Annotated in this window: 25 protein-coding genes; 9 read left to right on the top strand and 16 right to left on the bottom strand. The window is 27.2% G+C overall.

The annotated features are described in order from the left end of the window. The first annotated feature begins 9 nt into the window (after positions 1-9). The 6 genes from mnmA to ACKU3H_RS06930 all read left to right on the top strand — a co-directional run bounded on the left by mnmA (position 10) and on the right by ACKU3H_RS06930 (position 6,207). Positions 10-1,044: a tRNA 2-thiouridine(34) synthase MnmA gene (gene mnmA / locus ACKU3H_RS06955; protein WP_320036258.1), complete on the top strand. Its 1,035-nt coding sequence runs from the start codon at positions 10-12 to the stop codon at positions 1,042-1,044. A gap of 84 nt (positions 1,045-1,128) precedes the next feature. Continuing rightward, the gene (locus ACKU3H_RS06950) at positions 1,129-2,061 is read left to right on the top strand and encodes a ribose-phosphate pyrophosphokinase (RefSeq protein WP_320036257.1); all 933 of its coding nucleotides are present in this window, start codon (positions 1,129-1,131) and stop codon (positions 2,059-2,061) included. 72 nt (positions 2,062-2,133) lie between these two features. Next, entirely contained in the window at positions 2,134-3,228 is a 1,095-nt protein-coding gene (locus tag ACKU3H_RS06945; protein WP_320036256.1) for an OmpA family protein, read from the top strand. A 131-nt stretch (positions 3,229-3,359) separates the two neighbouring features. Then, positions 3,360-5,147, top strand: a complete 1,788-nt coding sequence (lepA, locus tag ACKU3H_RS06940) for a translation elongation factor 4 (protein ID WP_320036255.1) — start codon at positions 3,360-3,362, stop codon at positions 5,145-5,147. A gap of 181 nt (positions 5,148-5,328) precedes the next feature. Beyond that, on the top strand, positions 5,329-5,898 hold the full coding sequence (locus ACKU3H_RS06935) for a phosphoribosyltransferase family protein (RefSeq protein ID WP_320036254.1): 570 nt from the start codon (positions 5,329-5,331) through the stop codon (positions 5,896-5,898). Positions 5,899-5,961: 63 nt separating this feature from the next. Then, a complete protein-coding gene (locus ACKU3H_RS06930) occupies positions 5,962-6,207 on the top strand; it encodes a hypothetical protein (RefSeq protein WP_320036253.1) in 246 nt (81 codons plus the stop codon). Positions 6,208-6,249: 42 nt separating this feature from the next. Here ACKU3H_RS06930 and ACKU3H_RS06925 read toward each other — a convergent pair whose 3' ends face one another. Genes ACKU3H_RS06925 through ACKU3H_RS06910 form a run of 4 tightly spaced genes read right to left on the bottom strand, consistent with a single transcriptional unit; the run spans position 6,250 to position 8,592 of the window. Next, on the bottom strand, positions 6,250-7,281 hold the full coding sequence (locus ACKU3H_RS06925) for a HAMP domain-containing sensor histidine kinase (RefSeq protein ID WP_320036252.1): 1,032 nt from the start codon (positions 7,279-7,281) through the stop codon (positions 6,250-6,252). After that, a complete protein-coding gene (locus ACKU3H_RS06920; protein WP_320036251.1) occupies positions 7,268-7,912 on the bottom strand; it encodes a response regulator transcription factor in 645 nt (214 codons plus the stop codon). The genes ACKU3H_RS06925 and ACKU3H_RS06920 overlap by 14 nt, the downstream gene beginning before the upstream one ends. Before the next feature lie 10 nt (positions 7,913-7,922). Further along, positions 7,923-8,174 (bottom strand): hypothetical protein, encoded by a 252-nt coding sequence (locus ACKU3H_RS06915; protein WP_320036250.1) that lies wholly within the window; start codon positions 8,172-8,174, stop codon positions 7,923-7,925. Between the two features lies 1 nt (position 8,175). After that, positions 8,176-8,592 carry a hypothetical protein gene (locus tag ACKU3H_RS06910; protein WP_320036249.1) on the bottom strand — a complete coding sequence of 139 codons (417 nt, stop codon included), beginning with the start codon at positions 8,590-8,592 and terminating at the stop codon, positions 8,176-8,178. A 201-nt stretch (positions 8,593-8,793) separates the two neighbouring features. On the opposite strand from ACKU3H_RS06910, the gene hisH reads away from it, so the two are divergent. Then, positions 8,794-9,405, top strand: a complete 612-nt coding sequence (gene hisH, locus ACKU3H_RS06905; RefSeq protein ID WP_320036248.1) for an imidazole glycerol phosphate synthase subunit HisH — start codon at positions 8,794-8,796, stop codon at positions 9,403-9,405. A gap of 1 nt (position 9,406) precedes the next feature. On the opposite strand, the gene ACKU3H_RS06900 is transcribed toward hisH, so the two are convergent. From ACKU3H_RS06900 to ACKU3H_RS06885, 4 genes are read right to left on the bottom strand one after another with little or no spacing between them, the layout of a single operon-like run. Continuing rightward, complete coding sequence (locus ACKU3H_RS06900; RefSeq protein WP_320036247.1) at positions 9,407-10,687, bottom strand: diguanylate cyclase; 1,281 nt, start codon at positions 10,685-10,687, stop codon at positions 9,407-9,409. A 55-nt stretch (positions 10,688-10,742) separates the two neighbouring features. Further along, a complete protein-coding gene (locus ACKU3H_RS06895) occupies positions 10,743-12,569 on the bottom strand; it encodes a PAS domain S-box protein (RefSeq protein ID WP_320036246.1) in 1,827 nt (608 codons plus the stop codon). Between the two features lies 1 nt (position 12,570). After that, entirely contained in the window at positions 12,571-14,109 is a 1,539-nt protein-coding gene (locus tag ACKU3H_RS06890; protein ID WP_320036245.1) for a HAMP domain-containing sensor histidine kinase, read from the bottom strand. Continuing rightward, positions 14,106-14,984, bottom strand: coding sequence for a PhnD/SsuA/transferrin family substrate-binding protein (locus ACKU3H_RS06885; protein WP_320036244.1), 879 nt, complete (start codon positions 14,982-14,984; stop codon positions 14,106-14,108). The genes ACKU3H_RS06890 and ACKU3H_RS06885 overlap by 4 nt, the downstream gene beginning before the upstream one ends. 170 nt (positions 14,985-15,154) lie before the next feature. Here ACKU3H_RS06885 and hisA point away from each other — a divergent pair, with 170 nt between their 5' ends. Together hisA and ACKU3H_RS06875 are read left to right on the top strand one after the other, a co-directional pair. Beyond that, on the top strand, positions 15,155-15,862 hold the full coding sequence (gene hisA, locus ACKU3H_RS06880; RefSeq protein ID WP_320036243.1) for a 1-(5-phosphoribosyl)-5-[(5-phosphoribosylamino)methylideneamino]imidazole-4-carboxamide isomerase: 708 nt from the start codon (positions 15,155-15,157) through the stop codon (positions 15,860-15,862). A 41-nt stretch (positions 15,863-15,903) separates the two neighbouring features. Further along, positions 15,904-17,760 (top strand): GGDEF domain-containing protein, encoded by a 1,857-nt coding sequence (locus tag ACKU3H_RS06875; RefSeq protein WP_320036242.1) that lies wholly within the window; start codon positions 15,904-15,906, stop codon positions 17,758-17,760. 99 nt (positions 17,761-17,859) lie between these two features. On the opposite strand, the gene ACKU3H_RS06870 is transcribed toward ACKU3H_RS06875, so the two are convergent. The 8 genes from ACKU3H_RS06870 to ACKU3H_RS06835 form a co-directional block, all read right to left on the bottom strand. Further along, positions 17,860-19,086 carry an ABC transporter permease gene (locus ACKU3H_RS06870; protein WP_320036241.1) on the bottom strand — a complete coding sequence of 409 codons (1,227 nt, stop codon included), beginning with the start codon at positions 19,084-19,086 and terminating at the stop codon, positions 17,860-17,862. Continuing rightward, positions 19,086-19,790: an ABC transporter ATP-binding protein gene (locus ACKU3H_RS06865; RefSeq protein WP_320036240.1), complete on the bottom strand. Its 705-nt coding sequence runs from the start codon at positions 19,788-19,790 to the stop codon at positions 19,086-19,088. Before ACKU3H_RS06865 ends, ACKU3H_RS06870 begins: the two co-directional genes overlap by 1 nt. Beyond that, on the bottom strand, positions 19,783-21,060 hold the full coding sequence (locus ACKU3H_RS06860) for an efflux RND transporter periplasmic adaptor subunit (protein ID WP_320036239.1): 1,278 nt from the start codon (positions 21,058-21,060) through the stop codon (positions 19,783-19,785). The genes ACKU3H_RS06865 and ACKU3H_RS06860 overlap by 8 nt, the downstream gene beginning before the upstream one ends. Then, on the bottom strand, positions 21,060-22,253 hold the full coding sequence (locus ACKU3H_RS06855) for a TolC family protein (protein WP_320036238.1): 1,194 nt from the start codon (positions 22,251-22,253) through the stop codon (positions 21,060-21,062). The genes ACKU3H_RS06860 and ACKU3H_RS06855 overlap by 1 nt, the downstream gene beginning before the upstream one ends. 215 nt (positions 22,254-22,468) lie before the next feature. Next, the gene (locus tag ACKU3H_RS06850) at positions 22,469-23,281 is read right to left on the bottom strand and encodes a DUF4198 domain-containing protein (RefSeq protein WP_320036237.1); all 813 of its coding nucleotides are present in this window, start codon (positions 23,279-23,281) and stop codon (positions 22,469-22,471) included. A 10-nt stretch (positions 23,282-23,291) separates the two neighbouring features. After that, a complete protein-coding gene (locus tag ACKU3H_RS06845) occupies positions 23,292-23,615 on the bottom strand; it encodes a DUF3325 family protein (protein WP_320036236.1) in 324 nt (107 codons plus the stop codon). Continuing rightward, positions 23,615-25,567 carry a PepSY-associated TM helix domain-containing protein gene (locus ACKU3H_RS06840; RefSeq protein ID WP_320036235.1) on the bottom strand — a complete coding sequence of 651 codons (1,953 nt, stop codon included), beginning with the start codon at positions 25,565-25,567 and terminating at the stop codon, positions 23,615-23,617. Before ACKU3H_RS06840 ends, ACKU3H_RS06845 begins: the two co-directional genes overlap by 1 nt. Continuing rightward, positions 25,567-25,833 carry a hypothetical protein gene (locus ACKU3H_RS06835; RefSeq protein WP_320036234.1) on the bottom strand — a complete coding sequence of 89 codons (267 nt, stop codon included), beginning with the start codon at positions 25,831-25,833 and terminating at the stop codon, positions 25,567-25,569. The genes ACKU3H_RS06840 and ACKU3H_RS06835 overlap by 1 nt, the downstream gene beginning before the upstream one ends. Positions 25,834-25,872 lie beyond the last annotated feature (39 nt).

Below are 25,872 nucleotides of genomic sequence, written 5' to 3'. Positions count from 1 at the left end.
AGGATAAAAATGAAAAAAAAAGTAATGGTAGGTATGAGTGGAGGAATTGATTCTTCAGTTACTGCTTATATGTTACAAAAAGATGGATATGAAGTTGAAGGTGTTTATTTAAAACTTCATAACAGAACTGATGGTTATCACGAAAAAAACTTAGATTATATTGAAGAGGTTGCAAAATTTCTTAATATAAAATACCACGTATTAGACTTAGCTGACAAATTTACACAAGAAGTATATGATTATTTTGTTGATTCCTATTTAGAAGGTACTACACCAAATCCATGTGTAAAATGCAATAGACAAATTAAATTTGGTGCTATGCTTGATTTTGCCAAAGCGCACAAAGCTTCATACTTAGCAACAGGACATTATGCAAAAACAGATGGTGAGTTTTTCTATGAAGCAGATGATAAAACAAAAGATCAAAGCTATTTCTTATCTCAAGTTGATAAAGAAGCCTTGCCTTATATGATGTTTCCATTAAGCACTTATAAAAAAGAAGATATTATCAAATTTGGTGCAAAACTTAATTCAGCCTACAAAAGAATAACAGAAAAAAATGAATCACAAGAGATATGTTTTGTTGAAACAGTATACACTGATGTTGTGAAAAGACACGCAAATATTGATATGCCAGGTGATGTTCTTGATGAAAATGGAAATGTTATAGGAAAACACAAAGGTTATATGCACTACACAATTGGAAAAAGAAGAGGATTTACAGTTGATGGAGCACACGAGCCACATTTTGTAACAAAACTTAATCCTAAAAACAATACTATTGTTGTAGGGAAAAAAGAAGCTTTAGAGATAAATGAAGTAGAAATTGAAAATCTAAATATGTATATTGAAGATTTAGAATTTGAGTGTACAGTAAAATTAAGATATAGATCTAAATCTATTAGATGTAGTGTAAAAATCATTGATAATAAAGCTGTTATTTCATTAAATGAACCTGCATTTGGAGTTGCAGCAGGACAACTTGCAGTATTTTATAAAAATGAAAAAGTTATAGGTAGTGGATGGATAAAATCAAGTAAATAAATTTATCTAAATTGTGTATAAGTAATAAGAGGGTATAATCCCAAAAATATCTATCTCACATGGAAAATCAAAAAAGGAAAATTTATGGCAAAATTTAAGCTTTTTAGTGGTACTGCAAACCCTGAATTTGCTAAAAAAGTTAGTCAGTATTTAAATATGAATGTTGGTGGAGCAAGTATCCAAAAATTTAGTGACGGTGAAATATCTGTTCAAATTCACGAAAGTGTTAGGGGACAAGATGTATTTATTGTGCAACCAACATGTGCTCCAACAAATGATCACCTAATGGAACTTCTTATTATGGTTGATGCTCTTAAAAGATCAAGTGCAAAATCTATCTCTGCTGTTATGCCATATTTTGGATATGCAAGACAAGATAGAAAAGCAGCTCCAAGAGTTCCAATTTCAGCAAAATTAGTTGCTGATATGTTAGAAACAGCTGGAATTGACAGGGTAATTACTATAGATTTACACGCTGCTCAAATTCAAGGTTTCTTTAATATTCCTGTTGATAACCTTTATGGTTCAGTTCTTTTTGTAGACTACTTAAGAGCTAAAAATCTTCCAAATCCAATCATTGCAAGTCCAGATATTGGTGGGGTAGCAAGAGCAAGATCATATGCAAATAAATTAGGATATGACTTAGTAATTGTTGATAAAAGAAGAGAAAAAGCAAATGTTGCTGAAGTTATGAATATCATCGGTGAAGTTGAAGGTAAAGATGTAATTTTAGTTGATGATATGGTTGATACTGCTGGAACTTTAGTTAAAGCTGCAGAAGTATTAAAACAAAGAGGTGCTACTTCAGTTATGGCTTGTTGTACACATGGTGTATTATCTGGACCTGCATTTGATAGAATCAATAGTGGAACATTAGATGAACTTGTTATTACAGATACTATTCCAGCAAAAGAAAAAAGTGATAAAATCACTATACTAAGTGGAACTAGAATTATAGGTGAAACAATTAGAAGAATAACTAATAATGAATCAGTAAATTCTATATTTATAGACTAATATAAAGATTAAATAAAGATTTAATTTATTTTTGGTTAATATCAAAAAACACGCAAGAAACAAGGAAACACAATGAAAAAGATTATATTATCAACTGCACTATGTGCATCGATGATGTTTGCAGCAAATAGTGAATATAAATATGAAATCACTCCAATGTTAGGAGGAACTTTCACTGAAGGTAATTTAAATTTAGAAAGAAACTATGCAAATGGTGGTTTAAGTTTTGGTTTTAATCTTGATGATTCAATGTTTGACCAAGTTGAACTTGGTTTTTTAAGATCACTTGAAGATGTTGATTATAAACAAAAAGCTTTTAACTTAGGTACAAATACATCTGTGACAAGAGTATTTGGTAACCTTGTTAAAGAATACGGACTAAACGACTCAACTTCATTATATGCTTTAGTTGGTTTAGGTATTGAACACTTTAATAATGAAGCTTATGGTAATGAAACTGGATTATTTGGTAATTATGGTTTTGGTATTAAATATAAAATTTCAGAAGACATTGCTTTAAAAGCAGATTTAAGACATCTTATTGAAACTGACCATGGAGATAATAATCTACTTTATACTGTAGGTATTGCTATTCCATTTGGTAAAAAAGCTGCTCCAGAAGCTCCAAAAGTTGATGAAACTCCTGCACCTAAAGATTCTGATAATGATGGTGTATTTGATATGAATGATCAATGTCCTAATTCAGCTGTTGGTGCACTTGTAGATAAAGTAGGATGTGAAGTAGATACTGACCAAGATGGTGTTGTTGATTCAAAAGACAAATGTCCAGATACTCCAAAAGGTGATATAGTTGATGAAAATGGTTGTTCATTAAAAGTAAACCTTAACATCTTATTTGATTTTGATAGTTCAAGAATTAATAACTCTTACGATTCAAGAATCAAAAAATTTGCTGACTTTATGAAAGCTTTCCCATCAGTAAGTGGTAAAATTGAAGCTCATACAGATGCAAAAGGTAGTGATGAATATAATCAAAAACTATCAGAAAGAAGAGCTGCATCAGTTGTTAAAGCTTTAGAAGCTTATGGTGTTGATGCATCTAGATTAAAATCGATTGGTTATGGTGAAACTAGACCAGTAGCTACAAACGAAACTGAAGAAGGTAGAGCATTAAACAGAAGAGTTGAAGGTTCAATTCAAAGATAATCTCTCCTATAAAGAGTGGTTTTAGGTTAATCCTAAAACTACTTTTTTAAATAACTTATTCAATTAAATCACACATAACTTAATTTTGGATATAATCGCCCAATTTAAATAACTCTATTTTAGGATTAAACTTGCAAAAAAATATTAGAAACTTTAGTATTATTGCTCATATTGACCATGGGAAATCTACACTAGCTGATAGAATAATACAAGAGTGTGGAGCTGTTACAGATAGAGAGATGTCATCTCAAGTAATGGATACAATGGATATCGAACAAGAGCGTGGTATTACTATTAAAGCTCAAAGTGTTAGATTAAAATATATAAAAGATGGACAAGAGTATGTATTAAACTTAATTGACACTCCAGGGCATGTTGACTTCTCTTATGAAGTTAGTAGAAGTTTAGCTTCATCAGAGGGTGCACTTTTAATTGTTGATTCAACACAAGGTGTAGAAGCACAAACTATTGCAAATGTATATATTGCTTTAGACAATGATTTAGAACTTTTACCAGTTGTAAATAAAATCGATTTGCCAAGTGCTGATCCGATGAGAGTTTTAGAAGAAACTGAGGAAGCTATAGGATTAGATTGTACAGAGCATAATCTAATTTCTGCAAAAACTGGTTTAGGTGTAAAAGATTTAATCGATTCTATTGTTGATAGAGTTCCAGCTCCTACAGGAGATGAAAATGCTCCAACAAAAGCTTTAATATATGATTCATGGTTTGATAACTATTTAGGTGCTTTAGCACTTGTTAGAGTTTATGATGGAAGTATTAAAAAAGGTCAAGTACTTAAGATGATGAATACAAAAGTACAACATCCAGTGCTTAGTTTAATGTATCCTCACCCTATAAAAAGAGAAGATACTTCTGAAATAAAAACAGGTGAGATTGGTATTGTTGTACTTGGTTTAAAAACATTAGATGGTATTGCAGTTGGTGATACAATGACTGATGCAAAAAACCCTACAGAAAAACCTATTTCAGGATTTGAACCAGCTAAGCCATTTGTATTTGCAGGTATTTACCCAATAGAAACAGATAAATTTGAAGATTTAAGAGAAGCTTTAACAAAACTTCAATTAAATGATTCATCAATCTCATTTGAACCTGAAAGTTCAGCAGCTTTAGGAAGTGGATTTAGAACTGGTTTCTTAGGTATGCTTCATATGGAAGTTATTAAAGAAAGACTTGAAAGAGAGTTTGACTTAGACTTAATTGCAACTGCACCTACAGTTGTATATGAAGTGGAAAAGACTGATGGAGAAAGAATTAGTATTCAAAACCCAAGTGAACTTCCAGAGCCAAATTATATTGAAACAATATATGAACCATATGTTAAAGCAACAATATTAGTTCCTGATGAATTTTTAGGGAATGTAATAAAACTTCTAAATGAAAAAAGAGGAATCCAAATTAAAATGGATTACTTAGGTAAAAGAGTACTTTTAGAATATGATATTCCAATGAATGAAATTGTAATGGACTTTTATGATAAATTAAAATCTACTACAAAAGGTTATGCATCTTTTGATTATGAACCAATTGGGTTTAGACCAGGTATTCTTAAAAAACTTGATATAAGAGTTGCAGGTGAAGTTGTGGATGCACTATCTATTATTGTACCTGAAGACAAAGCTTTATATAGAGGAAGAGAGTTTATTAAAGCACTTAAAGAGCTTATTCCTAGACAACTATTTGAAGTTGCAGTTCAAGCAAGTATTGGAAATACAGTTATTGCTAGAGAAACTGTAAAATCAATGGGGAAAAATGTTACTGCTAAATGTTATGGTGGTGATATTACAAGAAAAAGAAAACTTTTAGAGAAACAAAAAGCTGGTAAAAAAAGAATGAAAGCAATAGGTAAGGTAAATGTACCTCAAGAAGCTTTCATGGCAGTTTTAAAGATATAGTAGCCATATTTTGGCGAATTTCTGCGTCCAATCCAGAATTTAAATGCTCACGTATTTCTTATACGCTGCGCTTTAAATTCTGCCTTGTCCTTGAACTACACTCAAAATCTAACTACTCTATCTTTAAAAAATAAATTTAATTCAATAACTACATAAATTATATTTTAGATACAATAATTTCATGAAATGTTTATCTTGTGAAAACTACTCTTTTTCTATTATTTGTAAAGATTGTCAAAAAAATCTTCTAACACCCTCTTTTCATAAAAGAGAAATATCTAAAAACTTTTTTAACTATTCATTTTATTCCTTTTCAGAGATAGAAGATTTACTTACTTCAAAATACTATTTTCATGGGGACAGGGTTTATAATATCTTAGCCAAACTCTCATTTGCCAAATTTGCATCTAGTTTTACTTTTGACAAAATTGTTTACTCTATTGGTATTGATGAACATACGAGACATGAGTTTTCCCAAACTGCTATTTTATCACGTCATTTAAAATCAAAATATATAAAACCTTTATATGGAAAATGCAAAGCAACAAAACAAATAAAGTATGCGGGGAAAGATTTAGAATTTAGGAAAAAAAATAAAAGAAGATTTCAAACAAATCTAGAAAATAAAAATATTATCCTTGTTGATGATTTGATTACTACGGGGACTACTATACTTGAAGCAAAAAATACTTTAGAAAAAAAAGGGAATAATATTCTTTTTTCTTTAACTCTTGCCGATGCAAAAATTTGAACTTACACATAACTAACACTCATAATATATAATTCTGTCACAAAATGAAAAGGAGGTATAACCATGGAATTACTTGGAAAAGGGATTTTGATCTTAATACTTTTTTTTGTTACTGGACTTTTTGCAGCAGACCTTAACAGTATTGATAAGCTTGTTGACAAAATCAATAACACAAAAGATGTAAAAGTAAAAACTCAACTTCTAAATGAGTTAGATGATGAGATTGCTACTTTAGATAGAGATGCTGTGAGAAGAGCACAAGATCTTATTGACAAGAAATTAAAAAAACCTATATTCTCAGAAAATTAAATAGTTCTCTTAAATGTGAACATAACAACCCACAATCCATATTTAAAGGACAAGTTCTACGCTTGTCCCCTCTTCTATTTTACTTTTTATACTGATTTTTATATCTAAAGCATCACATAGTTTTTTAACTATACTTAAACCAATACCCAAGCCTCTATCGGTTTCTTTATAGTATCTATCAAATACTTTTCCAACATTTTTAATCCCAATACCTGTATCTTTTATAATAATCTTATTATTTGAAGCATAAATATGAACAATTCCATTTTTTTTATTATATTTACAAGCATTTGTAAGTAAATTGTCAAGAATTCTTTCAAAAGCATTTTCATTTGTTTTTACATAAAAATCTTCTATGTCTTTTTTAAAAACAATTGTTGGATATAGTTTTTGTAAAACTTCAATTTTGCTATTTATCACTTCCTCAATAGAGATATTTTCATTTTTTTCAATCCCCTTTTGTGAAATAAACTCTAAATTTTTATATAAAGAACTGATTGTTTTTGCACTAAGTTCAATTCTTTCTATCTCCTCAAAATCTCCCCTTTTTCGTAAGAGTTTTGAATTTAATAAAATAGAAGTTGAAGGTGTATTTAAATCATGAATAATATCTTTTAAAAAATTTTCCAAAAGATATAAAGCTTCTCTCATAGGTCTTAAAGAATAAAAAGCAAATCCAAAAGATAAAATTAAAAGAATAAACATAACAATAATTGAAAACTTAAATATTTTAATAATAAACTCTTCATAGATTTTTTCATATTTTTCTTGAGGAAAAATCACTTTTAACAGATACAATCCTGAATTAGCAGCCTTAAAATAAGAACAAAAACCCTCTTTACATCTATATAATTTAAATAACTCTTTTTTATTATCAAACTCAACTACATCTAATATAAATTTATCATTTTTGAAATCAAAGGTATAATCTCTCATTTGATAAAGTATATTTTGTTGTATATCTTTTATTTTGTCTTGATGATACATATATAATACAATACTTGCAAATATTGCTAAGGGGATAAAAAATAAAAATACAGAAGTTAAAAAAGATTTTTTTTCATATTTTTTCAAGTTTGTATCCTACACCTTTAGTGTTAGAGATATCAATATTTAAAACTTTTTTTAATTTACTAATTAATACTCTAAGGGCTGCATCACTAGGTTTATTCATATAATCAAAAAATATAGATTTATCAATTGTTTTACCTATATTTTTTATAAGAAGTGCAAACACATCTTTTTCAACACTTCCTAATGATACCTCTTCTTCATCCAATAATAATCTATTGTCAAATAAATCAAAAGTTATATTTTTATATTTTATTACTGGATTATTTCTTTTCATCACTGCTTTTATTCTAGCTAATAATTCATCAGAATCAAAAGGCTTTTTTATATAATCATCACAACCACAATCAAAACCATTTAAAATAGATGCCGTATCTCTAAGGGCTGTAATAAAAAAAGTTGGAGTTGTGTCTTGAGCTTCTCTTAGAAGTTTTAGAGTATTGGTACCATTTAATAAAGGAACATTTATATCAAAAAGATAAAGATCATATTTATTGTCATAGGTTTTATCTAAAACCTCTTCACCATCTTCTACTAATGTGACATCATAATTTTCTTGCTCTAACAAAGATACCATTGTTTGAGCTAAAATTGTATCATCTTCTAAAAGTAAAATCTTTTTTTTATTATCCATAAGAATCCAACTATTTATTTAAAAAAGTGTCATCATAAACTTTTGAAGGCAACTTTTGTTTTGCTTTTATAATAGCATTTGCTTCTTGCATCTCTTTTTCATTTTTATTTGCAAGTGTTTCTTTTAATTTTTTAAGCAATTTTTGTTTTTCTTCTTTGTTTTTTGTTATATTTATTTTCTCAAGTAATTTATCAACTACTATTTCTTGAGCATTTAAACTAGAAAAAAAAGTTAGTACTAATATGAAAATCAATTTTTTCATTTTATTTTTTCTCTTCAATTAATTGAATTTTTTCTTTAATTTTATCAAGTGGAAAAGTTTTGAAATCTTCAATATTACAGTTGTTTTCTTTTGCTAATTCAAATTGAGTTTTATAAGATTTTCTTGCTGCATTTATATTTTTTGCAAAAACAGTTTGGGTATTATTTTCTATTAAATATATTTGTGCCTTTGCACCAACTGTATCTTTTTCTTTTAAATATGCTTTTTCAAACTCTTCATCTATATATTTAGTGGCAAATTCCATTATTGATTGGTGTTTTTTACAATAAGGATATTGTTTTATCTCTTTTTCTTGCTTGGGTTTTGAAATACTTACATTTTTTTCTAAATTTTTTTGGCTACATCCAGTAAATAACAAAAAACTTATAAAAAAACATACTCTCCAAATCTTATACATTATTGGTTTTCCTTTATTTTATAACATAAAAAGTTTCCTTTTTATTATTAGTTTCATCTGTCTAAAGTTAGGAATTATATTGAAAACAATATTAAATATCAACAACTACATTTTATTAAATTAGCTAGCTATTTAAACTCTTTAACCCTAGCTGATGTAAACTTTTTGTATAATACTTTCTTTTAAAATAAAGGATAGTATGTGGTTGGAATTATCGATTACAATATGGGAAATCTAGCAAGTGTTTATAATGCTTGTCATCTATTAGATGCAAAAGCCTCTTTTGTAAAAGATCCTGATGAATTAAAAAAGTTTGATAAGATTATATTACCGGGAGTTGGTGCTTTTGGGGATGCAATGGAAAACTTAAATTCAACAGGTATGAAAGAAGCGATTTGGGAATACTCAAAAAGTGGTAAAAATATGATTGGTATTTGTTTAGGAATGCAACTTTTATTTGAAAGCTCAGAAGAGTTTGGAGCACATGAAGGTTTAGGACTTATAGATGGAAAAGTTGTTAAATTTGATAAGTCAAAAATGCATGAAGATACTAAGATTCCTCACATGGGATGGAATACAATAAAAACAAAAGATGACCATACTTTATTTGAAGGATTAGAAAATCCTTACCTTTATTTCGTACACTCATATCACGCAGTAACTGCTGATAAAAATGTAATTGGTACAACAGAATATGGATATGAATTTGTAAGTGCTGTACACAAAGAAAATATTTACGGATTTCAACCTCATCCTGAGAAATCTCACGATAATGGTTTAAAAATCCTAAAAAATTTTATGAATCTAAAATAAATTATTGGGATTTATCAGAAAGTACAACCTGATTTTTCCCATTCTCTTTTGCTTTATATAAAGCTTCATCTGAAAGTTTATACATCTCTTTAAAAGAATCTAAATTTGCAGCTGATTGTACAATTAATCCTGCTGAAATAGTAATATAATTTCCAGTTTCATTACTTATGTGTTCAATTTTCAAATCTTCTACTGCTTTTACAATATCTTTTACAAAATCTAGTGATTTTTCTATTGATAAATCACTAAAAATTATTCCAAACTCTTCTCCACCCATTCTAAATATATAATCAGTTGCTCTTTGAGCATGTTCTTTTAGAATTTTTGCTACTTCTGTTAATACTTTATCCCCTTCTGGATGCCCATAAGTATCATTATATTTTTTAAAATAATCCACATCAATAGTAACTAAACTTAAAATAGATTCTTCTCTTTTTATTCTTCTAATCTCTTTTTCAATCACTTCATTTAGATACCGTCTATTATAAAGACCTGTCATATCATCATGAATTGCAATATCTTCAAGTTTCTTTTTATTTGTTGTATCTTGTCTTATTGCAATATAGTTTACAATCTCTCCATCTTGAAACAAAGGAGTAATTGTTAAATTTGCCCAGCAAATCTCTTTTGATTTTTTTCTATTTCTTATTTCTGCTTGGAAAACTTCACCTTTTCTGATTGTTTCCCACATATTCTTATAAAAATCACTTGAATTATCTTCATGTCTTAATATTTTATGTGTATTTCCTAGTAATTCCTCTTTTGTATATCCTACAAATTCACAAAAAGAACTACTAACATCAATAATAATTCCATCTTTATCTGTAATTGATATTAATACATTTTCATCTATAATCTCTAAAAGTCTGTCGTTTTCAGATAATTTTTTCTTTAATCTTGAAGCACCAACTAAGTCTTGAATACTAGTAATAATTTCAGATAAATCAATTGGTTTTATAATAAACTTATCAATTTTTAATTCAATTGCATCAAGAAAAAAGTCAATATCAGAATATGCAGTGGTTATAATTACAGGAATATTTTTATTATTAATCTCTTTTAACATCTCAATACCATTCATTACTGGCATTTGTATATCTGTAATAATAATATCAGGATTTATTTCATGGAAAAGTTTTAAACCCTCTTCTCCATTTTTGGCTACATAAAGTTTTTTTACATATCTATTAAGAAAATAATACATCTCTTCACGAATTAGATCTTCATCTTCTACATAAAGAACAGTTGCACTCTCTAATATATTTTTATTTAATTTTTTCATAGTATTTCTTAATTATTTAATTATAAATTGTACTATAAAATCGATTAATAATATTTTAGTAATTATCCTTATACCTATCTCTAATACTTAAAAATTCATCTAAATTTTCCATAAATAAATCTATTAAATAAGGATCAAAATGTTTTCCTCTTTGATCTTCTAATAATTTTAAAATTTTATCTAGTTCCCAAGCACTTTTGTAACATCTGTCACTACCTAAGGCATCAAAAACATCTGCAATGGCTGTTATTCTTCCAAAGATATGTATCTCTTCACCTTTTAAACCCCTTGGATAACCTTTTCCATTCCATTTTTCATGATGAGTATATGAAATAATTGCGGCTGCTTTTAAAATTGGTCTAGTTGATGATTTTAATATGTTATAACCTATTTCTGAGTGAGTTTGCATAAAATCCCACTCATCAGGTGTAAGTTTTCCTGGCTTATTTAGTATTGAATCAGGAATACCTACTTTTCCAATATCATGCATTGGTGAAGAGGCAAATAAAATATTAATTTCATCTTGAGATAAACCAACTTTTGTAGCTAATACTTTAGAATACTCTGCTACCCTTTTTACATGATTTCCTGTTTCTTTACTTCTTGTTTCACCTATTTCGCCTAGTTTATATATAACTTCCCTTTGAGTTTCTTCCAACTCATTATGTAAAGTTATGATTTGTGTAATATCGTGGCGAATACTCATATATTCAACTATATTATCATCTTTATCTTTTATGGGAAATACGGTATATTTACAGTGATAAGTTGAACCATCTTTTGCAGTATTTGAGATATTACCATTATATATTTTACCCTCATCTAAATGGTTTTTTAACTTTTTAATACTCTCTTCATACTCTTGTATATCAATATTCTTATCTCTTATCATAGAATAAGGTTGCCCTATTAGTTCATTTTTTGAGTAACCACTAATTTTACAAAAAGCATCATTTACAAATATGATTTTTTTATCTATAGATACTCTTAATATAATATTACACTTATCAACTGCTTCTTCATATATCTTTGCAACTCTAATACTCTCTTTTAAATCTAGGTTTGTTTTTTCACTTTGATTTTTAAAAAACTCTTTTGATTCTTCTAAATCTGTTATATCATTTCGTAAAGCGATAAACTCTTCAATTTCACCATTAATATTTAATATAGGTTTAATTATTGTATCAACTATATAGTAACTACCATTTTTCTTTTTATTTTTTATGGTTCCATACCATGTTTTTTTATTACATATTGTTTTCCATAAATCCTCAAAAACATATTTTGGAGTTTCTTTATGTCTTATTATACTATGAGGTCGTCCTATTAATTCCTCTTTTTTATATCCTGAAATATCTTCAAAGGGCTTATTTACATAAGTTATTATTCCATTTATATCAGTTTTCGAAACAATTGAACGTTCATCAACAATATCTTTATATTGTTCTAATGTATTATGAATAGCTTTATTTGTTTTTTCTAAATTAATTATTTTAGATATTTCCAAAACTGATTCTAGTAATAAATTGTAATCAACTGGTTTCATAATATAATTATCAACATGAAGTTGTATGGCTTTATATAAATAATCTGAATCATTAAAAGCTGTAATTAATATAATTTTAGAATCTTTATCAAAATCTTTTATTAGCTTTGTCATCTCTATACCATCTATCTCTGGCATTCTAATATCACTTAATACTAAATCAGGATTATACTCTTTATACAGTTCATAGGCTTCTTGTCCAGTAGAAGCCAAATATAGTTTATTTACTTTATTTTTAAAAAAAATTTCTAATTCATCTCTTGCATCTATACTATCATCAACTAATAAAATATTAATATTTTTTAAATTTTCTAATAGCTCTTTTTTATGACCCATCTCAATCCTTATAAAGAGGTAAACTTATAATAAATTTTGTTCCATCTTCAATTGGTTCATTTATTAGTTTTCCATCCATATTCTGTTCTATAATAATTTTTGACATATATAACCCAATACCGGTACCTTTTCCCTCTTCTTTAGTGGTAAAATAAGGGTCAAAAATTTTATCTCTAATTTGTACTGGTATTCCACCAGCATTATCACAAATAGTTATATATGCAAAATCTGTACTTTTGTTAACTTTTAAATATAACTTTCCATTTGTTATATTATTTTCAATATAAGCATCTTTTGCATTATTGATTATATTTAACATTGTTTGTAAAAATTCATTTGGAAACCCAAACACTTTGATATCTTTATCAATCTCTTTTTCTATACCAATATTGTGATTTTTAAATGTAGACTCCACTAATTCCAGTGTTTCATTAATTATTTCATCAAGACTAAAGGAAATCTTTTCTTTATTTGGTTTAAAAAAATTTCTAAAATCATCAATTGTTTTTGACATATTTTTAGTTAGTTTATTTACTTTTTCAATTGAAGTATTCATAAATTCATCATTTAACTCATCAAAATCATAGGCAAATTTTATATTTTGAACTACTAATCCTAAAGCATTTAAAGGTTGTCTCCATTGGTGGGCAATATTTCCTATCATTTCGCCCATTGAAGCTAGTTTTGATTGTTGTATTAAAAGTTGTTCTTGCTCTTGTCTTTTTCTTATCTCAGAGTTTACTCTTATTTCCAAGGTATCATTTAACTCTTTTAACTCTTTTGTTCGTGCAGTAACCTCTTTTTCCAAATCAAGTTGATAGTTTTTTAATTTGTTTTGTGAATTTTCTAAATTATCAACCATAATATTAAAAGTGTTTGCTAAAGTTCCTATTTCATCATTTCTTTTTATATCTGATCTTTGGGTCAGATCACCTTTTGAAATTAAATTTGAAATATTATTAAGTTTAATAATAGGCTTAGAAATGATTCTCGCCAAAATATAAGATATAAAAAAACTACTAATTAACATAAAAAAAACAAGAATATAAAACTGTTTGTTCAATTGTTCTAATTGTGCATTATACTCATCAATAGATAACTCAAAATATAAAAAGCCCCATTCTATTCCTGAGAAAACTATAGGATATAAATATTTATAAACTTTTTTATCTGTAAATATAGACTTAGCTATTTTATTTTTAAATTGATTTTTTTTCAATTTTTTTTCAAGTTGTTTCCAACTATTATGTTTAACTAAAAGCTGATAATTTCCCCTTTTAGATAAAACTAAAGAATCTATATCTTTATTTAATGTTACATAATTTAATAAAGATTCTAATATCTTAACTTCATCATCTATAATCATATTATCACTGTTTATAAAAGTAATTGTATCACCTAGACTGTTTGCTTTTATTTCAATATTTTTAATTAATGAGTTTTTTTGAGACTCTCTTAATTCATACATATATATTGATAGAACACTTAAAAAAATTACAAAAGTAATAATAAAAATTTTACTAAAAAGATTAAGTTTCAATTATACTTTTCCTCTAGTTTAAAATAATCATCATAGTATTTAATTAAATTATCTAAATCATGTTCTTCTAGTTTATACATTGTAGTTTTATATAAGATATCAATTACATTATTGTAACCTTCATCTTTATCCATTTCAAGACCAATTTTAAATACTGAATCAATAATTATCTGTTTTGTATTTTTTGAATACATCCCTATAGAATTTAACTGTCCTATATCTGTTTTTTCAATAATTTTTACTTTTTTTACTATTGCAGGATTTAAAGCTAACATATCATCCCAAACTCTTTTATTAATAATTGCATAATCACTTTTGCCAAAGTAGACATTCAATACAACACTACTGTCTTTTTCTTCGTATCTAATTGTTTTTAAAATTTTTTCAGCTTTTTCTTTATTAAGCTCATAAGTATTTTTATTCAGCCAAACTTTTCCTATACTATCATTTTTTTGTATACTTAAAGTCTTGTTTTTTAAAGTTTTGAAACTACCATTATTTATATCATTTTTTCCAATTAGATAATAATAAATATATTTTCCACTTCCAAAGTCTAAACTCCAAAAATCTTTTGCATGTTTATATATATCTTCTTTATTTCTGAAGAAATATGGTGCTGTAAGAACTATCATATCAAGTTTATTGTCTCTTAAATCTCTATAAAGCTTTTCTTCATTCTTATAAAAATTAACATAAGCCTTGCCACCATCTTTTTTTATCAACTCTTCTATCCAACTTCTTAAAGCTACTCTTGCCTCTTTAAATTTTGTTAAAATAGTTCCTTGATATAAAAAACCACAAGTTGCTTCATATTTATAATTTTCTGCTTGTAATAAAGTAATTATTAAAAGAATTATTAATATAATCTTTTTCATTAGTTTCCATAAATTTAGTTTAATTATTTATTTTAACAAATAAATTTTATAATTTGGATAAATAATTGTTCATTTTTTTAAAATTATTTATTAGAAAAGCTTAAATTTTAGGGAAAATACTAAAAAGAATTACTATAATTTTAACTTAAAATAATTATAAAGAGAGAATAATGGATATATTACCAGCTATAGATTTAAAAGATGGAAAAGCTGTTAGACTTAGTAAAGGTTTAATGGATAGTGCAAAAATCTATTCAGATGAACCATGGATGGTAGCAAAAAGGTTTGAAGAATTAGGAAGTAAATGGGTACATATTGTTGATTTAAATGGTGCCTTTGCTGGTAAACCTGCAAACTTAGAACAAATAAAAAAAATTAGAGAAAATTGTAACTTAAAAGTTGAACTTGGTGGTGGGATAAGAGATGAAGAGACTATTAAAATGTATCTTGAACTTGGAGTTGATAGATTAATTCTTGGTTCAATTGCAGTAAAAGACCCACAATTTGTAAAAGATATGGCAGCAAAATATCCTATTGCAGTTGGTATTGATGCTATGGATGGAATGGTTGCAGTTGAAGGTTGGGCAGAAGTTAGCTCAATGAAAGCAACAGATTTAGCTCGAGAATTTGCAAATGCAGGTGTAGAAGCTATTATATGTACAGATATATCAAAAGATGGAATGCTTTGTGGTGTAAATGTAGAATTTACTCAATCTATTGCTGATTCAAGTGGCATTGATACAATCGCAAGTGGTGGAGTAAAAGATATAGAAGATATTAAAAATTGTAAAAATAATGGAAAAATCTCTGGAGTTATAGTTGGTAAAGCCTTTTATGAAGGCACTATTAATTTAGAAGAGGCTTTTAAAGTCTTATAGCTTTATTAAAATTCAAACTATAATTTCACAAAAGGTAAAATATGAATTCTAACAAGAAAATTACTCTTATTATATTTTCAATGGTTACATTGTTAACCTTGATTATTGTTGCATTAGTTGCTATTGGTTCAAGAGAAAGTGGTTATAACAGTGCTAAGAAAAGAGCTTACTTAACTGCTGATATAGTAAAAAATGCTTTAACTTCCCATATGGTTAATGGAAATATGCATCAAAGAGATACTTTTTTGAATAGTTTGGAAAGATTAAGAGAGTTAAATGAACTTTGGGTTGTTAGATCTCCAAAAGTTAGTAAACAGTTTGGAAGCCATAGTGCGAATGAAGTTCCAAGAGATGATGTAGATGAAGAGGTATTAAAAACTGGAAAAGAAAAAGTAGTAATTAATGAAACAGTTGAAAGAGCAAATCTTAGAATCACTATTCCTTATACAGCCTCATCACTTGATAAGCCAAATTGTTTAGCCTGTCATGATGCTAAAGAAGGTGAAGTATTAGGTGCTATTTCAATAACTTTTGATATACAAGAGGATAGATTATCAAGTATAGCTATTCTTTTAAATATTATTGCAATAGTTATTGTTTTCTTAATTTTCTTCTTAATTTTTATTAGCAGAAAAATTAAACCTTATACAAGCTCATTTGATTCAATCACTAATATTTTAAAACAAGTACATGAGGGTAATTATGCAATAAGAGCTCAAGAAGGTATATTAAAAGAGGATAAAGAAGCCTTTATGTGGCTAAATGAAATTATTGAAAAACTTGAAACAGTATTAACTGGTATTGAAAGAAATCTTACTTCATTTGTTCATAATAGAGCCTCAAATGTAAATAATGATAAATTACTTACAGCAAAAGAGATTATAGAAGATATCTCTGAAATTTATAATTACAAAAAGACAATAGAAACTGATTTGACAAAAGATGATATATATTATAGACTTATTCAAGTTTTTAAAGATAAATTAAAAATACAAACATTCTATATTTTTGAAGATGATTTACAAAAAGATGAGAGAAAAATAATATATGCTCCAAAAAATAAAAAAGCTTGTTGTGATGTAAAAAGAGATATTAAAGAGCTATGCCGTGCAGAAAGAACTAATAATGTAATAACTTCTGAAACATTCCCTGAAGTTTGTAGATTAGCAAACTGTGAATCGTGTAAAGCTGAATATACTTGTATCCCATTTAATATAAATGAGCAAAAATCTGTAACTATACACATTCTTTGTGAAAGTAAAGATTGCATCAAACATAATAAATATCAAATTGGTATTATTAAAAAATATCTTGAAGAGACTAAACCTATTTTAGAAAGTAGAATCTTAATGGATGTATTAAGAGAAAGAAACTTAATTGATGGATTAACAGGTTTATATAATAGAAAATATCTTGATGAGTTTGTAGAAAGAACTATGCCAAACGAACTTGCACAAGATACTACATATGCTGTAATGTTCTTAGATATTGACTACTTCAAAATGGTAAATGATACATATGGACACGATGCAGGTGATGCAATTTTACAAAGACTTGCAAAAACTATGAAAGAGTTTGTAACAAATAGTGAATTTATTGTTAGATTTGGTGGGGAAGAGTTCTTAATTATTATGAAAAACCCAACAGAAGAGAGTGCAAAAGAATTAGCTGAAAAGATAAATCAAGAGTTTGCAAAAATTATCTTTAATTTTAACAATGAATCATTTAGCAAAACTGTAAGTATTGGTTACTCGTTCTACCCATCTGATACTGACCAATTCTGGAAATGTATCAAATATGCAGACCTTTGTTTATATGAAGCAAAAGAAACAGGAAGAAACAAAGTGATTAAATTTAGAAAAGAGATTCTAAAAAATGGAGATAAAGAGAAATACTAAAAATCTCTATATTTTCTAACTACCTTGCATTTTATTTTCAAATAATTAAAATGCAAGGGAAATTAATTTAGCTCTTTTCAAGCCTTCAAATAAACTGTATTATTCATATCTTAAAGCATCAATTGGATTTAATCTTGCTGCTTTTCTTGCAGGGAAATATCCAAATATCACACCAATTAATGTTGAGAAAATAAATGCTACTAAAATGATTTCATGATTTATAATAAATGGTAACTGAATCATAGTTACTGCTGTAAATCCTAAACCTAAGCCTAATGCAATTCCAATAATACCACCTAAAGTTGATAACACTACAGCTTCAACTAAAAATTGTAATAACACCTCACCTTCCATTGCACCTATTGCTAATCTAGTCCCAATCTCTCTTGTTCTTTCTGTTACTGAAACCAGCATAATATTCATAATACCAATTCCACCAACTAAAAGAGAAATTGCAGCAATTGAACCTAAAAGATAAGTTAAAGTTTCAGTAGTAGATGTCATAGTTGAAAGTAAATCTTGCATATCTCTAATATGAAAATTGTCATCTTCATTAATACCAATATTTCTTCTTTCTCTCATAAGTATAGTTATATCATCTTTTGCTTTTTCAATATTTTTACTATCATTTATTGAGGTAATTATAGTTGTAATATTTTTATTTCCTTTTACTTTTCTTTGATACATTCCAAGGGGTGCAACTATAATATCATCTTGGTCCCTACCAAATGCAGCTGCACCCTTTGATTTTAATGTTCCAATAACTGTACAAGAAAAGCTTTTTAGTCTAATCTTCTCACCAACAGGATTAATACTAACACCCTCTTCTACATCAAATAGTTGTTTTATTACAGTTGTACCTATAATACAAACTGCTTTACCAGCAGATAATTCTGAAACTTCAAATAATCTACCCTTTTCTAATTCCCAATTTTTAATTTCAAAAAAATCATTATTTGTTCCAACAATTTTACTTGAATAACTTTTGTTTCCATAAATAACATTTATGCTAGAGTCATCTTCAGGTGCAACACCTACAACATTTTGAATCTCATATTTTAAAGAATCTATATCTGCTTCATCAAAAGATCTAGCACTGTTATCAGTTCTAGGTGGTCCTCTTCTTTCTTGACCAACCCTTAGAGTTAACATATTGGTTCCCAGTTTTTTTATACCCTCAGTTACATTTGCTGTTGTACCATCTCCAATCATAACCATACCTATAACAGAGGCAACGCCAATTACAATTCCAAGAATAGTTAAGATTGATCGTAGAATATTTCTTCTAATCTCTTTTACAGCTATTAAAAAAGCATTTATTAACATTATTTATATCCTTTTTTAAGAGCTTTATCTATATGTCCATCTCTAAAATATATTGTTCTACTTGCATATGTAGCCATATCTTCTTCATGTGTTACCATAATAACAGTAATACCTGATTGCTCATTTAGCTTTTTTAATAAATTCATAATCTCAACACTTTTTATGCTATCAAGATTTCCAGTAGGTTCATCTGCCAATAAAATCAAAGGATTTGTAACAATAGCTCTTGCGATTGCTACACGTTGTTGCTGACCCCCAGAAAGTTGTGATGGAGCATGATGAATAACACTTTCTAAACCAACCTTTTTTAAAGCTTCAAAAGCTAATAATTTTCTTTGTTTTGCAGGTATTTTTCTATAAATTAATGGCAATTCTACATTTTCTAGTGCAGAAGTTCTACCAAGAAGATTAAAATTTTGAAATACAAAACCTATATAATTTCTTCTAATTAATGCCATCTGATTTCTATTTAGTTTTTCTACATGAATATTGTTAAATAAATATTCTCCTGAGCTTGGTTTATCTAAACAACCTATCATATTCATTGAAGTTGATTTTCCACTACCACTTGCTCCCATAATAGCTACAAATTCCCCCTCTTTTATAGAAAAATCTACTCCATTTAAAGCATAAGTTTTAGCTTCACCTTTACCATAGGTTTTAACAATATTCTTAAACTCTATTATTGTTTTTTTATTACCCATTAGTGCTACTTTGTGAAATAATAACTTCATCTCCAACACTTAAGTTTCTTGATTCAATTGCAGTAAACTTCCCATCTGTGTCGATTGTTTTCACTTTTACACTTTTTGCTTCTCCATCTTGTAAAACATATACAATTTTCATATTTGTTGGTTTTTTTATATCTTTTGAACTTTTATTAGGTCTAGAACTTTTGGGTCTTCTTCCTGAACCTGACATAATATCTTTCATACTTTTATTACTTCTTATCTCTTTATTACTAGGTTTAAATCTAAATGCAGCATTGGGAACTATAATTTGATCTCTTAATTGTTTTGTAAAAATTTGTGCAGTAGCTGTCATACCAGGTCTTAAAAGCAATTTATCATTATTTAGTAAAACAACTGTTTCATAAGTAATTACTCCACTAGATTCAATTGGGTTGTATCTTACTTGTCTAATTTTTCCTTTAAATTTTTCATCTGGATATGCATCAACAGTAAATTCAACATCAAGATTTTCTTTAATATTAGCTACATCAGCTTCATCAATATTTACTATAAGTTCCATTTTTCTTAAATCTTTTGCAACTGTAAAAAGAGTAGGAGTTGTATTTGTAGCAGCAACAGTTTGACCAACTTCAACTACTCTATCTAAAACAATACCATTTATAGATGATTTAACTACTGCCTTTTCAAGATTTTCTTCATCAGTTTTTAAATCATATTGAGCTTGTAATACTTTTGCTTTCATTGCATCTAAACTAGCTTTAGCACTTTCATAAGAGAACATTGCATCATCAACATCATTTTGAGAAGGGTACTTTCCTGCTGATTTTCTATGCATTTTTAGTATTCTGTCATAATTTACTTTTTTGTTTTTTAAACTAACTTCGCTCTCAATAAGATTTGCTTTTGCTATTGTTAAAGAAGCTTTTGAACTATCAACTTTAGCCTGAAGTTTTGCAGTATCAATTTTTGCTAAAACTTGTCCAACTTCTACCCTGTCATTAAAATCAACATAAATCTCTTTTAAAGTTCCTGAAACTTCGATACCAATATCTACACTATTTGTAGGTTCCAAATTACCCGTTGCTGTTACACTAACTACAACATCACCTTTTTCTACTTTTTTTGTGTTATATTCAACCTGATCAGACTCTATATTCTTATCTATTAGATAATAATAAATACCTGAACCTGCAATTAATAAAATTAAAACTATCCAAATATATTTCTTGTTTCCACTCTTATTTGAATAAGAGTTAAGTTCATCTTCTAAACTATTTTTCATTAGCTATCAACCTTTGTCATAAAATATAATTTTGAGTATTGTAATTGCATGTCTATATCATTTATCTCCAAATCATATTCATTTATTTTTTTTGTATTTTTAAGTATTTCTAAATCATAATCAGAACTCATTCCAGCCGAATTTGAGACGCTATTAATTAAAATCAAATCTTCATATAATTCTAAATTTTCATTTATTGTTATAAAGTATTTTTCATATGTATCGATTTGTGTTAAGATTTGATCATATTCATTTAGCAACTCTTTTTTTATATCAGATAGATTAACTTTTTGTTTTAATATTTCTAATCTAGATTTTTCTAACTCATATTTTTTTGTAGCATCAAAAAGTGGTAATGAAAAGTTCAAACCTAATGAACCTGATTTATTTCTACTATTTGTGTCTTCATTTAGTTCATCAGATTCAGAATAAGATAAAGAGCTTGAAAAATTAACTTGAAGTCCATATGAACTTTTTAACTCTTTATAACTTGAATCTAATGTATTAATTTTTGCATTTTCATATTTTAAATCTATGCTGTTATTTATAAAATCTTCTTTATTAATTGGCTTAAAATCAAGTATCTCTATCTCTTCATATTTTAAATCTGTATATTTAGACAATTCATATAATGCATCTTTTAATGAATTTTTTAAAGCAATATTATTTTTAAATTGTGTATTTTTTGCCATGATTGCATCGTTTAGTTCAGTAATATCCACATCTCCAGCTTCATATTGAATTTTTTTGAGTGCTAATTCAATCTCTTTATTTTTATATGTAAATTCATTTTGTTCTATTTGTAGTTTTAATTTTTTTATTGAGAGTAATGTTTCATAAATTGTTTTTAATATAACTAGATTTTCATTTTCCCATGCAATCAACTGTTCATTTAAAGTATCTTTTGCATTTTTTATTGAAAATTCAATTCCACCTGATTCATACAAACTTTGTGAAAATCCAATAGAAACACTTTTTGTAAACTTATCACTTTCAGTTGAAAAAGAGTGACTTCTATTTAAACTTGAACTTAAATCAACTCCACCAATCCAAGAATTATTTGATGATTTATATTGTTCTTGAATTATTCTTTTTTCAACCTCCCTTAACTCTTTTTTATCTTTATTCAATATTTGTAAATCATTTGAATAAACAATTGAATACAATAAAAGAAAAAACAAAACCTTATACAATTAATACTCCTTTTTTTATATATAAAATTTTACTAAAGCACTTTAAACCTCAACTAAACATAAGTTTAACCCAATATTAATGATACCAATTATTATTACTGCTTTAAGTATTAATCATCTGAGTTTGCAATTAAAAAAGTAAGTGATTAGTTTGTTTAGTTTTTATAGAATTTTATTTACATATTTAACAGAAGCCATTAAAGACTTCTATTAAATTATTTAATATTTAAAGTTGCACTTGCAGTATCAGAAACTACTAAATCACCCTCTTCTGATTTATTATTAATTTCAAATTTCCATTGACCAAAATTAGTTAAGACAAATGAGGCTTCACCTTTTCTAATATTTGAGAATAGTGCATTATCACCTTTACTTAAACTATTTGTTGCCGTAACAAATCCACTATCTAAAGGTTTTCCTTTAAATAATACTTTGAATTTTATTTTATCTCCAACATACAACTTTGAGATATCTGTTATAGGGATAAGCTCCAATTTGTGACCAACAGGCTTAGGTTCACTCCATTTTTTATTTACAAAATATGTTTTAGCATAAATTGTATTTTTCAATGAAGATATAATCTTTTTTGGATTTTTTACTTTATCTGCACTACCTCTAAAAAATCTGTTTTTCCCATTTTTATCTATATATTTAGTAAAAATATTTGTTTTTGTAGACATCTCTACACTATAAGTACCCGCTTTCGATTTTTTATTTAAACTGATTTTTTGCATTGCTAAATTACTGTCAACAATATTTATTGTATCGCTATCATAAATATCATCTAAACCTTTTAGAGGTTTTTTTAGTTGAATTTTTTCTCCATCGGGAGTTAACAGATTAAATGATTCTAAACTTAATCTATCAGAAACAGAATCCTCAATAGTTAAATTATGTCCAGTTCCGAAACCAACTGTAACTAAACTACTTCCATGGGATTCTGCCTCAAAAGAGTTTAACCAAAATCCATGTGCCAATAAACTTCCTGCTGTAGCAATAGATACTAAAGCTATTTTTGAAATATTCATTTTTTTCCTTTTATATTAATGTAAAAAATAAAGTTATTATCAAAAGCAGTGCTGATAACTTTATAATAAATTTTGGATAATAGGTATAAATCATTGCAATAAAAACAATGATTATCCCTACTAAACCAAGCCAATATGTAATACCTAAAGATAAACCAAAAATCTGTATTATTGCATATAAAGAGATTGCTAAAATTAGATAACCTAGCCAAATACATACAAGTTTTATAATTTTATTTGCATCTTTGCCTAATACTTCTTTATAGTGTTTATTTAAAACTAAAGAGAGTAAAAATAATCCTAAATAAGTTAAATACAAACTCATCGAAACCATTATTTAACTCCTTTTCTAGATTTTCTTATTAAAATAAATGCAATTAAAGCAAATACAAGTGCCGTAAAAATAAAGAAAACATCAAAATATATTAAGATATTATCTCTTGAGTAGATTTGTGAAAAACTATCAAATGTTGTAATTGCATTTATAATAGGAAGCATTGCATAAAGAACAATAGCTATAATTGTTTGTTCCAACCAAGCTTTTTTTGTATCTCTAACAAAAGCATAAATATAAGATAATCCCCAAGCAATAAAAAATCCACCTATTTCAAGTTCTTCTTTGTTAGATGTTGTAGTAACTCTATTTACTATAAAATAAACTGCTATAGCTATAAATATACCAATAATTGTTCCAACATTTAATTTATCTACTAATTTAAATCCAAAACTATTTCTAGTTAGTTCTTTTTTCTTTCTTTTTTGAACCCATAAAATAAGTCCTGTACCACTTAAGACAACCCCTATTAATCCACTTATAAAGAAAATGAATCTAAGAAAAGGATCTGCAAATAAAGCCTGATGCAAAGAGAATAAAGCAATATTTGTATTTGCAGTAATACTATCACCATTAGGAGGGGTTGATGTTTCTAATAACTCTCCACTAAGACCGTTGTAAACTGCCATTTCTCTACTACCTTTAAAACTAAATAAAGTTGTAGGATTCTTTGGACTAACTTCAACTACTATTGTATTTTTGTTAGTATCTTTTTTTATAGAAAATCTTCCTACATTATTTGGCCAAATTTTTTGTGCATCATCTAATATATTTATTAGTTTACTTTTTGATAACTCTTTTATCTCTTTTGATTCAAATGCTTTATTATGAACATTAATGCTCTTGTTCATACTTGCATTTAAAATTCTATAAGCATTTTTATTGTTATATTTTTTAATATATTTTTGAGTATTAGCATTTAAAATTCTATTAGTATTGCTGTTTTCATTTATATATTCTTGATTTTTTTGATTAGAATTCTTACTTAAGACATCAGATTTAATAGATTTTTTTACTTCTTCTAATTTTTGAGAAGACTTACCTATTTGACCTCTATCATTTCTATAAGCTAAGAAATCATCCCCATAATACATTTTCATACCCCAAGGCATTAATGTATTTCCTAGAAGTAAAAGACCAGAGTAAGTAATCATTATAAGAAAAGGAATAGAAGCAACTGCAGGTAAAATATGGGCATCCATCCACCCTCTTGTAGTATGTTTATTTCTAAATGTAAATATATCTTTGAATATTCTTTTATGTATAATTATTCCCGTAAAAATTGCAACTAACATTGCAATAGAAGCAATACCAACAATCCATCGTCCAATTTCTCTTGGAATAGAATATAACTCAAAATGAAATCTATATAAAAAATTGCCACCAGCTGTATTGGTAGTCTCTTTTATAAGTTCACCAGTTGTTGCATCGTAATATTTAGGTGGGACTCTTCTTTTCTTACCTTTTCTTTGTTGAGCAGCTTTTGCTGAACCACTATTTTTCTGTTCTATACCACCTTGACTAGCTTCCCCTTTATTTCTTTTTTGTGAAGCTTTATCTACATTTTGTGTATTTTTACCAAATTGTCTTTGCCCTCTAGTATTGTTATCTGCTCTATTATCTTTTGAGGCATTTACATTTTTTTGTTCATTTGTATTCTTTTTTAATATAGCACCATCTTCTCTAATACTTATTAGATTTGTACGACTACTTGGTAAAGAAACATTTACATTTGTAAATTTTTTTGAACTTTCCAATGCTTTATCAATAGCCACTTCAAAAGTTTTTTCAGAAACTTGTGATTTATGTAATTCAGGTTTCATCCATAGAGTTATCTCTCCTCTATAATAAGCACTTGTACCTGTAACAAATATTGCAAAAAGTAGCCATCCAAGAATTAATCCACTCCAAGTATGAAGCCAAGTCATTTTTGATCTAAATCCAGTTGCCATCATACACCCTTAATTGCCATAAAACATGCATTAAATAAATACAAATTAATACATATAAAAGTAAATTGTAAAAATAGATTTTTAACCGAAACACTACTAAATGAATAAATAATTGCAAGAGTCCAAATAATAAAAGAAAGCATTGTCGCAAGTAAAATTGCTTCTGCTTTATTGTCAAAAGGCAAGGCAAATGTTAAGGTAACAGAGGCTAAAGAAGCAAAAAGATAGCTTCCAAATACAGCTATTAATATTCTAATAACATTCATATTATTCCCATTATATATTTTATTTTTCTAAATTTTATT

The organism is Halarcobacter sp. (assembly GCF_963675975.1).
GTDB lineage: Bacteria > Campylobacterota > Campylobacteria > Campylobacterales > Arcobacteraceae > Halarcobacter.
The sequence above is the reverse complement of the archived record's forward strand: the minus strand, read 5'-3'. Positions and strand labels throughout refer to the sequence as shown.